This is a genomic window from Streptomyces hainanensis (assembly GCF_004348415.1).
In the GTDB taxonomy this organism is placed as follows: domain Bacteria; phylum Actinomycetota; class Actinomycetes; order Streptomycetales; family Streptomycetaceae; genus Streptomyces; species Streptomyces hainanensis.
Map to the genome: position 1 here is coordinate 1 of NZ_SMKI01000265.1, position 10,886 is coordinate 10,886.

The 10,886-nt window shown below is 73.6% G+C and carries 10 protein-coding genes and 1 pseudogene; 4 read left to right on the forward strand and 7 right to left on the reverse strand.

The window, feature by feature from the left end; translation table 11 throughout:
* Positions 1 to 194: 194 nt before the first annotated feature.
* Complete coding sequence (locus tag E1283_RS22715; RefSeq protein ID WP_425086215.1) at positions 195 to 1,913, forward strand: SpoIIE family protein phosphatase; 1,719 nt, start codon at positions 195 to 197, stop codon at positions 1,911 to 1,913.
* Positions 1,914 to 2,015: 102 nt separating this feature from the next.
* On the opposite strand, the gene E1283_RS37435 is transcribed toward E1283_RS22715, so the two are convergent.
* Positions 2,016 to 2,234: a DUF397 domain-containing protein gene (locus E1283_RS37435; RefSeq protein ID WP_165956215.1), complete on the reverse strand. Its 219-nt coding sequence runs from the start codon at positions 2,232 to 2,234 to the stop codon at positions 2,016 to 2,018.
* Positions 2,235 to 2,393: 159 nt separating this feature from the next.
* Between E1283_RS37435 and E1283_RS22725 the strand changes: the two genes are divergently transcribed.
* Complete coding sequence (locus E1283_RS22725) at positions 2,394 to 3,431, forward strand: hypothetical protein (RefSeq protein ID WP_132819975.1); 1,038 nt, start codon at positions 2,394 to 2,396, stop codon at positions 3,429 to 3,431.
* Between the two features lie 94 nt (positions 3,432 to 3,525).
* Here the strand turns inward: E1283_RS22725 and E1283_RS22730 are convergent.
* The 6 genes and pseudogenes from E1283_RS22730 to E1283_RS22755 all read right to left on the reverse strand — a co-directional run.
* Positions 3,526 to 3,728, reverse strand: a pseudogene (locus E1283_RS22730) (transposase); the annotation flags it as partial.
* A 3-nt stretch (positions 3,729 to 3,731) separates the two neighbouring features.
* Entirely contained in the window at positions 3,732 to 4,751 is a 1,020-nt protein-coding gene (locus E1283_RS22735; protein ID WP_243745024.1) for a nitronate monooxygenase, read from the reverse strand.
* Between the two features lie 74 nt (positions 4,752 to 4,825).
* Positions 4,826 to 6,238 carry a PTS ascorbate transporter subunit IIC gene (locus tag E1283_RS22740; protein WP_132819976.1) on the reverse strand — a complete coding sequence of 471 codons (1,413 nt, stop codon included), beginning with the start codon at positions 6,236 to 6,238 and terminating at the stop codon, positions 4,826 to 4,828.
* Positions 6,239 to 6,346: 108 nt separating this feature from the next.
* Positions 6,347 to 6,628 (reverse strand): PTS sugar transporter subunit IIB, encoded by a 282-nt coding sequence (locus E1283_RS22745; RefSeq protein ID WP_132819977.1) that lies wholly within the window; start codon positions 6,626 to 6,628, stop codon positions 6,347 to 6,349.
* On the reverse strand, positions 6,625 to 7,098 hold the full coding sequence (locus E1283_RS22750) for a PTS sugar transporter subunit IIA (protein WP_132819978.1): 474 nt from the start codon (positions 7,096 to 7,098) through the stop codon (positions 6,625 to 6,627). The genes E1283_RS22745 and E1283_RS22750 overlap by 4 nt, the downstream gene beginning before the upstream one ends.
* Before the next feature lie 56 nt (positions 7,099 to 7,154).
* Positions 7,155 to 7,883 (reverse strand): GntR family transcriptional regulator, encoded by a 729-nt coding sequence (locus E1283_RS22755; protein ID WP_165956217.1) that lies wholly within the window; start codon positions 7,881 to 7,883, stop codon positions 7,155 to 7,157.
* Positions 7,884 to 8,157: 274 nt separating this feature from the next.
* Here E1283_RS22755 and tkt point away from each other — a divergent pair, with 274 nt between their 5' ends.
* Positions 8,158 to 10,179 (forward strand): transketolase, encoded by a 2,022-nt coding sequence (tkt, locus tag E1283_RS22760; RefSeq protein ID WP_243745025.1) that lies wholly within the window; start codon positions 8,158 to 8,160, stop codon positions 10,177 to 10,179.
* A partial coding sequence (locus E1283_RS22765; protein WP_132819980.1) for an HAD family hydrolase occupies positions 10,176 to 10,886 on the forward strand: 711 nt, incomplete at its 3' end. The genes tkt and E1283_RS22765, both read left to right, overlap by 4 nt.

Here is a 10,886-nt window from a genome sequence, read left to right on the forward strand (position 1 = left end):
GCCTAGGGGGCACCCCGACCGAGGAGGAGGCGGGGGGACGGCACCCTTGTCCGGCCGCGACGGCGCGGGTGGGCGTGTGGCCGCCGTGGATGGGGGAACTCGGTGCCGGCGGATGCGGCAGAACGGGAACCCTGACGCGGGGGACCCTGGCACGGGCCTCCGGCACGGGGACCCTGGCGCGAGGAGACGGGCAGGTGGCGGACCCGGAGGCGGCGGACACCGGCGGCGGCGAGCCGTCGAGCGAGGCGCTGAGCAGGATGGTGGCGGCCCTGGAGGCCGTGGACGTCGGCGCCCACCTGCTGGACGGGCGCGGCGCGATCCTCGGCGCCAACCGGCGGGCCGAGCGGCTGCTCGGCCGGTCCGCCCCGGAGCTGATCGGACGGGACGCGCACGACCTGCTGCACCGCAACCGACACGGCGAGACCATCCCCCGGGCCCAGTGCCGGCTGCGGAAGGCCATCCTCTCCGGGGCCCCGACGCAGGTCTCGGGGGAGTGGTCGGAACGCGGCGACGGCTCACTGCTGCCGGTGTCCTGGCTGGCCACGCCCTGCGTCCTCGAAGGGCACAAGGTCACGCTGGTGCTCTTCCACACCGTCGACGTGGCCGTGCGGCCCGGCAGCAGGCCGGGCGGCGCGGGACCGTCGCTGACGGAGCTCGAACGGCTGGCGCTGTTGGCCGAGACGACCACCCAGCTGACCTCCACCCTGGAGGTGAACGAGGCGCTGGACCGGCTGATCCACCTCGTGCTGCCGCGCCTGGCGGACTGGGTGGTCGTCGATCTGCTCACCGAGCGTGACGAGGTCTGGCGCTTCGCCGTCGCGCACGCGGAGAACGGCACGGTGCTCAGGCGGGAGGACCTGGAGGGCCCGATGCCGCCGGTGCCCGAGGAGTCCCTCATGCCGTTGGCGCGGGCGCTGCGCGGGGCGGCCTCCGCGCTGGCCGGGCCCGAGACCTACCGGGGGCGGCAGCTCTCCGCCATCTCCGAGGAGCAACGCCGGCTGTTCGAGGTGGCCGGTCTGCACTCGGCGGCCATCGTGCCCATCCGAGGACCGAGGCAGGTCATGGGCGCCCTGACCCTCGGCCGTTCCGAGCAGCCGGACCCGTTCACCGCCGCCGACGTCGCGTTGGTCGAGGACGTCTCACGCCGCGCCGCCCTCGCCCTGGAGAACGCCCGCCTCTACCAGGGGCAGCGCCGGGTCGCCGAGACCATGCAGCGCCACCTGCTGCCCCAGATGCCGTACGTGCCGGAGCTGGAGATGACCGTCCGCTACGCGCCCGCGAGCGACGCCTCCCAGGTGGGCGGCGACTGGTACGACGCCTTCCCGCTGGCCGACGGCGCCACCGCCCTGGTCGTGGGGGACGTCGTCGGACACGACCTGGACGCCGCGGCCGGCATGGCGCAACTGCGCAACATGCTCCGGGCCTACGCCTGGTCCCAGCAGAAGCCGCCGAGCAAGATCGTGGAGTGGCTCGACGAGGCGGCCCAGCACATCGCCGAGATCCCCATGGCCACGCTGATCTTCGCCCGGGTGGAGCTGCCCGAGGAGGGCGGATACCTGCTGACCTGGACCAACGCCGGCCACCCGCCGCCGCTGCTGATCAACCGGGACGGAACGGCGCACTACCTCGACCAGGGCCACGGCGTGCTGCTCAGCGCCGCACCCGAGCAACCCCGCCCCGACGCGACGGCGGTGCTGCCGCCCGGATCGACCCTGCTGCTCTACACGGACGGCCTGATCGAGTCCCCCGACAGCTCCATCGACGAGGGCCTGCGCCGCCTGCGCGAAGAGGCCACGTCCCTGAGCCACCGGCCGCTCGACCCCTTCACCGACGCGGTCCTCGACCGCGCCCGCGCGCCGGGCAGCGAGGACGACGTCGCGCTCCTCACCCTCCGCGTCCCCGACCAGCCCTAGCGGCGGTGGCGCGCCGCGTCACGAAGCCACCCAGGGAGGCGAACGTAGGCGGCCACGAGCCCGCGCGGCCACTGCTTTCCGGCTCGCGTACCGAAGCGAACCTCAGGCGTCGCGGCGCAGCTGGTCGACGAACGAGGCCCAGGCGGCCCTGGGCACGGTGAACGGGACGATGCCGGTGTCCTTCGAGTCCCGCACCCCGACCCGGGCGGTCAGGTCGGCCGTGTCCGGCCGCGCGTCGCCCTCGTGCTCCGACCGGAACAGCCGCACCGCACCGCGCGCGACCTCCGGGTACGCCGCGTGGACCCCGAGGTAGGTGAACACCCTTATGTTCAGGGCTCATTGGGAGGGGGCCGAGGCGAAGGCTGGCCGCCGGCTCGCGTAGGCTCAACGCCCCCGGCACTCACGCCGGGCGTCTCCGCGACCCAACCCCTGGTTCTTCGCGGCCGTCGCGGCTTCATCGCGCGCATCGAGGAAACGCATTTGAAGAGAGCACACCGCGGCCTGCTCGCAGCCTCCGCGGGACTGATCGCCTGCTCCGCAGCCATCGCGGCCCCGGCCACCGCCTGGGCCGACGACGCGGGCGAGTGGACGGTTGCCGACGTCGACACGCAGACGTCGGCCCAACGCTACGAGTACACGGCGCCCACCGTCTCGGGCGACGTTCTGTTCACCAACAGCGACGCGGATCCGATCCGGTGCTGGAACGGTGAGGAGTTCCTCCGGATCCCCACGCCGTCCGACCTCGGGGACGACAACAGGTCGGTCTACACCCTGGGCGGGGTCTCGTGCTCCGACTTCTACCAGCTCGGCCGCCGGAACGGCGTGCCGTGGACCTGGTACTGGGACGGCGGCTCGTGGACGGGCGGCGCGTCGGGCAGCCGCTACACGCTCGACTCGTTCGAGGCCTTCGCCGCCGACGACATGTGGGCCTTCAGCAGCATCGCCAGCGAGGGCTTCCACTACGACGGCACGGGCTGGCGCCGGGTGACCCTGCCGCCCATCGACGTGGAGGTCACCGCAGGAACCTCCGGTGACGACCTCTGGGTCTTCGGGGACGACGACGACTACGACGCCGTCGCCTACCGCTGGAACGGCACCCGGTGGACGCAGACCCCGGTGCCGGCGTCGTACACCGGGTTCGCGAGCCAGACCGCGACCGCCTCGGCGGACGAGGTCTACCTGTTCGACAGCGTCACCAAGAGCGGCTACCTGCGCTGGGACGGCGCCGTGTGGCGGCACGAGCGCATGACGGGCATCCCCGACGGCTACGTCCACGGCGTGGCCCACGCCGGCGACGAGCTGTGGGTGAGCACGTACAGCGAGTTCAACCGCCTGGTCGACGGCGAGTGGAGCGAGGTCCCGCTGCCCGAGGTGGACAACCCCACCGGAGGCACCGTGTCGGACATGGCGGTCGATCACCGCACCGACACGGTGTTCGCGGGCGGCAGCAGCGGCTACCCCGAGGTCGGCCACAGGGACCCCGGCATCTTCAGGTACCGCGCGGCCACCACCGACTGACGGCCCCGCCCCGCGAAGGGTGAGGCGGCGGTCGTCCGCCCGTTCGCGCCCCCGCTCCCCCGGGCCATTCGAGGGGGCGGCGCAACACAGGTGATCAACTGGCTTCGGCCAGGAGCTTGGCGAGACGCTCGGCTGGGGTTCCCAGCCGAGCGTTTCGCGTGGTCGGCTGTTCAACCCGGTGGCGACGGTGTCCAGTTCCTCGTGAGTGCGGCGGGCCAGGCCCGTCGGCCCGGGGAAGTACTGCCGCGGCAGCCCGTTCGTGTTCTCGTTCGACCCGCGCTGCCAGGGCTGCGGGGGTCGTCAGCCGGTGGCCAGTGCGCGGGTGGTGTCGGCGGCGGGGGCCGCCGTCGCGTGGCGGTGGCCGGTGCCGGCCCAGAGGCTCAGGCCGTGGGGGTCGGCGGCCGCCGCCGCGGCGGCGCGGAGTGGGCGGGTCAGCTGGTGCAGCAGCGGGTACGCGGCCGGGGCCGTCGCGTCGTGGGCGTCGATGAAGCGGTTGCGGAGGCCGCGGGCCGGGCGGCCGGTGAAGGCGCGGGTGACGACGGTGGTGGTGAACGCCGGGTCGGCCAGGGCCGCCCGGTAGGGCGCCGACGTGCCGGCCTCCGGGGCGCGTAGGTAGGCCGTGCCGGCCTGCGCGGCCACCGCGCCGGCCGCCAGCGCCCCGGCCACGTCGCGGCCGGTGGCCAGGCCGCCGGCGGCGATCAGCGGCAGGTGGGTGACGGCCCGTACCGCGCCCAACAGCGGGAGCAGCGGCGTCGGGTCGGGGTCGGCCGCCGGGTCGAAGGTGCCGCGGTGGCCGCCGGCCTCGGGGCCCTGGACGCACAGCGCGGACACGCCGAGCGCCGCCGCCCCGCGGGCCTCCGCCCGCGTGGTGACGGTCGCGACGACGTACGTGCCGACCGCGAGGAGGGCGTCGACCACCCAGGGCGGCGGTGGGCCGAAGGTGAAGGAGACGACCGGCACCGGGTCGTCGAGCAGTAGCCGCAGCTTGGCGTCCCAGTCGTCGGTGTCGGTGGGGTCCGGGTCCGGCAGCGCGACGCCGTACCGCTCGGCCTCGGCGGCGAGTTCGGCGCGGTAGCGGTCGGCGCCGGCCGGGTCGGGGATCGGGCGGGGGACGAAGACGTTGATGCCGAAGGGCTCGGTGGTCCCGGCCCGCACCTGGGCGATCCGCGCCGCGACCTCGTCCGCCGTGCGGTAGCCGGCGGCCAGGAAGCCGAGGCCGCCGGCCCCGGACACGGCCGCGACGAGTTCGGGCGTCGCGGGCCCGCCGGCCAGCGGGGCCTGCACCACGGGGAGTCGGAGGTCGCGCGGATCGAACAACACCAGAGGCTCCAGGAAGACAGACGGCCGGGCCCGTACGGTTCGCACCATACGGGCCCGGCCGTGGAATGGCGGAGTCAGGAGGTCGGCTGCGGCTCCTGTTCCTGCTCGGGCGCGGAGTCCGCCGCCACCGCGGCGCGCGCCGCCTGGCGGCGGGAGGCGATCGCGCTGCCCACGAACAGGCCGACCAGCGAGCCGAGCACCAGCACGATCACCGCGGCCTGCGACCAGTTCGCCGCGTTGCCCACGAAGAAGCCCGCGACGCCGAAGTCGGCGTCCGAGAAGGTGGAGTTGGCCAGGCCCACGTCGCCCAGCCGGGGCAGGATCAGCAGCGGCAGGAAGGTGATCAGCAGACCGTTGGCCGCGGCGCCGAGCACCGCGCCGCGCCGGCCGCCGACCGCGTTGCCGATGACGCCCGAGGCACCGCCGGTCATGAAGTGCGCCACGATGCCCGGGATGATGATCGTGCCGCCGACGGCCGCCAGCACGCCCATGCCGATCAGGCCGGCCGCGAAGCTGGCCAGGAAGCCGATGAGCACGGCGTTGGGCGCGAAGGTGAAGACGATCGGGACGTCCAGGGCCGGCTTGGCGTTCGGCACCAGCTTCTGCGAGATGCCCTTGAAGGCGGGGATGATCTCGGCGAGCACCATCCGGACGCCGGCCAGGATGACCGTGACGCCGGCCGCGAACATGCCGGCCTGCATGATCGCCCAGATCAGGAACCACTGGCCGCCGCTCAGCTCGTCCTCGACGTAGCCGGGGCCGGCGATCAGCGTGACCAGCAGGTAGATGACGCCCATCGAGACGGCGATGACGACGGTGGTGTCCCGCAGGAAGCCGAGCCCGGAGGGGATCTTCAGGTCCTCGGTCGACTTCCTGCTGTCGCCCTTGGTGAGCTTGGCGACCAGACCGCTGGTGGCGATGCCGAAGCCGCCGGTGTGGCCGAGCGCCACGTTGTCCTGCTTGGTGACCCGCCGCATCCACGGCTGCACCAGGGCCGGCGAGACGGTGGTGACGATGCCCTGGGCGAGGGAGCCCCACAGCACGGCCTGCCACGACTCGAAGCCGTTCGCCATGAGGATCACGGCGATCATGGCGGCCAGGTAGAGCGCCACATGGCCCGACATGTAGATGTACTTGAGCTGGGTGAAGCGTGCCAGCAGCACGTTCACCACCATGCCGAAGAAGAAGATCAACGCGGCCTGGGTGCCGAAGTCGGTGAGGACCGTGCCGACGATGGCCTCGTTGTTGGGCACCACGCCCTGCACGTCGAACGCGTGCTGGAACATGTCGCCGAACGGCGTCAGCGCCCCGGAGACGACCCCGGCGCCGGCGGCCAGCACCAGGAAGCCGACGAACGCCTTGATCGTGCCCTTCAGGGTGTCCGAGAAGGACTTGCGCTGGAGGACCAGGCCGGTGAGGGCGATCAGGCCGATGATGACGGACGGCTCGCGGAATATGTCCACGAGGACGTTAAGGAAGCTGTTCACTGGTCAACGCCTTTCTACGGCACGACTGGTGGTTCTTGGTCGCGATGCAGGTGACGTCGGCAGCGGACAGACGTTCCTTGCTGTGGGGGTGCGAGCTGGGTCAGAAGGTCAGAGCAGGCCCTTGCGGACGGCGGCGTCCTTGACGGCCTCGCGCAGTTCCTCGCGGTCGATGATGCTGTTGAGGACGACCACGTCGCCCAGGCCCTCGGCGGTCTCCGCCAGGTCCCTGGCCACGAAGAAGACGTCGGCGCTCGCCGCGCTCGCCGAGCCGATGTCGGAGTGGTCGACCTCGACGCCGCCGACGCCGAGCTCGGCCAGGACCTCCTCGATGTTCATGCGCACCATGAAGCTGCTGCCGAGGCCGGTGCTGCACATCGCCAGGAATTTCATTTCGACTCCTCGAACTCGTGGATGAGCTGGGTGACGTCGGCCGCCGAGCGGGCGGCGCGCAGCGCCTCCCGGGTCCCGGGGTCCGACAGCAGACGGGCCAGCGAGGCCATCGCCAGCGTGTGCGCCGTGGCGTCCGCCGCGGCGAAGCAGAAGTAGAGGTCGACGGCGTGCTCGGGCTGGTCGAGCAGCGGCGCCGGCTCCGTCAGGCGCAGCATCGAGATGGCGGTGCGCACCGCGCCGCGCTCGGGCCTGGCGTGGGCCAGGGCGATCCCGAAGCCGAGGTTGATATAGGTGCCGCCGGCCTCGATCGACTCGATCATGGCGTCGACGTAGTCGGGGGTGATGTCCCCGGCGTCGAGCAGGGGCGCGGCGACCTCCCGCACCGCCTCGCGCCAGCCGAGGCGGTCGGCGGAGAAACGTATCTTCCCCTCGGGGAGCAGGTCGCTGAGCTTGGTGGTGCTGGTCGTCATCGCGGTCGGTCTCTCTATTGGTGCGTGGTGCGTGGCGCGGGCGGTGCTACTCGGCGCTACTCGGCGTCGGCGACGATGTCGAAGGACAGCTCGGCGCTCTCGGGCAGGAACTTGGACGTGCCGTGGATCACCGGCCGCCGGTTGAGGTCGAAGACCCGGGAGGTCGCCAGGAGCAGCGCCGAGCCGGGCTCCACGTCGATCAGGGCGGCCTCCCGCCCGTCGCACTCGTGCAGGCCGACGACGATCTCGTTCCGGGTGAGCACCACGTCGTGGTGCGCGCGGAGGTAGGCGTAGAGGGAGGTGGCGGTGAAGTCCACCGTGAGCACGTCGGGGAAGCGCTCCTCCTCCACGTAGGAGTCGGCGAGGTGGTGGACCCGGCCGTTGACCCGGCGCAGCCGCTCCAGGTGGATGACGGAGGTGGCCGGCGAGACGTCGAGCGCCGCCGCGAGCCGGGTGCCGGCGCGCATCGGCTTCTGCGTCAGGACCTCCGAGGTGACGGTGTGGCCCTGCCTGGTCAGCTGGGTGAAGAAGCCGGTGACCTCGTTGACGAACCGCTCGCGGTGCTTGAGCGCGTACCGGGGGCGGGTGACGAACGTGCCCTTGCCGTGCTGACGGATCAGGTGCCCGTCGTTCACCAGCTCGTCGACGGCCCGCCGCAGTGTGATCCGGCTCACGGCGTACTCCTCGCAGAGCGCCGACTCCGGCGGCAGTTGACCGCCGACCGGCAGCCCGCTGACCCGCCGCAGCAGATGGTCGCGCACCTGGGCGTATTTGTGCTCGGCCATCGCCGCCTCCTCGCTGAGAACGTGTCGTCGAGACGTCATGATGACTAGAAACCCACACGACGTCAATAGGTCGATTCCCTGTAACCGTACTCCCGTGGAGAAGCTTCCTGAACAGGGGCGGAATGGGGCAACAGACTCCGGATAAAAGGGATAAATAGGTCAGAGTGGGTGGGTGGTCGGGATGCGTTACGTTGAGGCGAGTCATCATGACGACATGACCAATCGATGACGGCGACGTCATCCGCTCGCCCGCCCGTGCACAGAGGAGCCCGCCGTGACCGACCCCGCCCTCGATCCCACCGACCGTCAGGCGGTCGCGGTGGCCCGCGCCCTGGCCATGGACGCCGTGGAGGCCGCCGGCTCCGGGCACCCCGGCACGGCGATGGCCCTGGCCCCGGTCGCCCACCTGCTGTTCCAGCGGCACCTGCGGCACGACCCGGCCGACCCCGGCTGGGAGGGCCGCGACCGCTTCGTGCTCTCCTGCGGCCACGCCAGCATCCTGCTGTACACCCAGCTCCACCTCACCGGCTACGACCTGGACCTCGACGACCTGCGTGCCTTCCGCCGGCTCGACTCCCGCACCCCCGGCCACCCCGAGTACCGGCACACCGCCGGCGTCGAGACGACCACCGGGCCGCTCGGCCAGGGCGTCGCCACCGCCGTCGGCATGGCCATGGCGCTGCGGCGGGACGCCGCCCGGCTGGCCGGCGCGGCGCCCGAGGTCACCGACCGCACCGTGTGGGTGCTGGCCTCCGACGGCGACCTCCAGGAGGGCCTCTCCTACGAGGCCGGCGCGCTCGCCGGCCGCCACGGCCTCGACAACCTGGTCGTCGTCTGGGACGACAACGGCATCCAGATCGAGGGCTCCACCGACCTCGCCACCCGCGAGGACACCGGCGCCCGCTTCGCCGCCCAGGGCTGGTCCGTGCGCCACGTCGGGCTCGCCGCCGACGGCGACGTCGACACCGACGCGCTGGACGCCGCCCTCACCGCCGCCCGCGCCGAGCGCGGCCGGCCCACCCTGATCGTCCTGAAGTCCCGGATAGCCTGGCCCGCCCCCCACGCCGTCGACACCCCGGCCGCGCACGGCGCGCCGCTCGGCGCGGCCGAGGTCACCGCCACCAAGCGGCGGCTCGGCGTGGCCCTCGCGCCGTTCACCGTCCCGCCCGAGGTGCGCGCCCATACCCGCCGCGCCGTCGAGCGCGGCGCGGCCCTGCACCGGGCCTGGGACGAGGCCGTGGCGGCCTGGCGCGCCACCCACCCCGAGCGGGCCGCGGCGCGTGACGCCGCCGTCGCCCGCCCCGAGCCGGGCGCGGTCGCCGCCGCGCTCCCCGACTTCGAGCCCGGCGCCTCCGTCGCGCCCCGCGACGCGTCGGGCGCCGTGATTCAGGCGCTGGCCGCCGCGTTCCCCAGGCTGTGGGGCGGTTCGGCCGACCTCGGCGACTCCAACCGCACCACCATCAAGGACGGCGGCTCCTTCCTCCCCGAGCAGCCGGCCGGCCGCACCGTCCACTGGGGTGTGCGCGAGCACGCCATGGCCGCCGCCCTCAACGGCATCGCCCTGGTCGGCAACGACACCCCGTTCGCCGGCACCTTCCTGGTCTTCAGCGACTACCAGCGGCCCGCGCTGCGGCTCGCGGCGCTGATGCGGCTGCCCGTCGTCCACGTCTGGTCCCACGACTCGGTCGCCCTCGGCGCGGACGGGCCCACCCACCAGCCCGTCGAGCACCTGGCCGCGCTGCGCGCCATGCCGGGGTTCGCCGTCGTCCGCCCGGCCGACGCCACCGAGACCGCCGCGGCCTGGCTGGCCGCCCTCGGCCAGGACGGGCCGGTCGGCCTGGTCCTGGCCCGGCAGGGCGTGCCGGTGCTGCCGACGCCCGTCGCGGTCGTCCGGGAGGGCGTGGCGCGCGGCGCGTACGTCGTGGCGGAGGGCGCGGACGTGCTGCTGCTGGCCAGCGGCAGCGAGGTCGCGCTGGCGCTGGCCGCCCGCGAGGCGCTGGCCGGCCGCGGCGTCGCGGCGCGGGTCGTCTCCGTGCCGTCCAAGGACTGGTTCCTGGCGCAGGACCGCGGCTACCGCGACGCGGTGCTGCCGCCGGCCGTCCGCGCCCGGGTGGTGGTGGAGGCCGCGTCGTCCTTCGGCTGGCACGACCTGCTCGGCGAGCACGGCACCGCCGTCACCATCGACGACTTCGGCCTCTCGGCGCCCGCCGCCGAGGCGCTGGCCGCCAGGGGCATGACCGTCGAGGCCGTGGTGGACGCCGCGTTGGTCTCCCTGGAGTCGGCGGGTGCCCGATGACCGACGAGGGGCCGCTCGCCGGCGTGGACCTGGTCGTCTTCGACTGCGACGGCGTGCTCGTGGACACCGAGACCCTCGGTCCGGCCGTGGTAGCCGCGATGACCGCCGAGGTGGGCTGGCCGCTCACCCCCGACGAGGTGCGGCGGCGGTTCCTCGGCCGCCCGGAGGCGTACCTGTACGAGCAGGTGCGGGCGCACGCCACCGGCCCGGTCGACGCCGACTGGCTGGCCGAGTACCGGCGGCGGGTCAGCGAGGCGTTCGCCGCCCGGCCGCACACCATGCCGGGGGTCGGCGAACTCCTCGACGCCCTCGACGCGCGCGGCCTCCCGTACTGCGTCGCCTCCAGCGGCGGCCACCCCAGGATCCGGCACTCGCTCACCCACAGCGGGCTGTGGCCGCGCTTCGCGGGGCGGATCTTCAGCGCCGATGACGTGGCGCGCGGCAAGCCGGCCCCCGACCTGTTCCTGCACGCGGCCCGCGAGTCGGGCCACCCGCCGGCCCGCTGCCTGGTGATCGAGGACAGCCCGGCCGGCGTCGACGCGGCGCTGGCCGCCGCGATGCCCGTCATCGGCTACACCGGCGGCCCCACCGCCGCCGAGACGTTGGCCCACGCCACCCTCGGCACGGTGTCCGACCTGCGGCTGATCGCGGCGAAGGACCACTACGACCGGCTGCTCGCCGAGCACTACACCTGGATGCTCGGCGGC

What these genes read in the sequence shown, in the direction of transcription:
- E1283_RS22745 (WP_132819977.1), bottom strand. Translation starts at nt 6,628, where the DNA reads ATGAAATTCCTGGCGATGTGCAGCACCGGCCTCGGCAGCAGCTTCATG.
- E1283_RS22750 (WP_132819978.1), bottom strand. Translation starts at nt 7,098, where the DNA reads ATGACGACCAGCACCACCAAGCTCAGCGACCTGCTCCCCGAGGGGAAG.
- E1283_RS22755 (WP_165956217.1), bottom strand. Translation starts at nt 7,883, where the DNA reads ATGGCCGAGCACAAATACGCCCAGGTGCGCGACCATCTGCTGCGGCGG.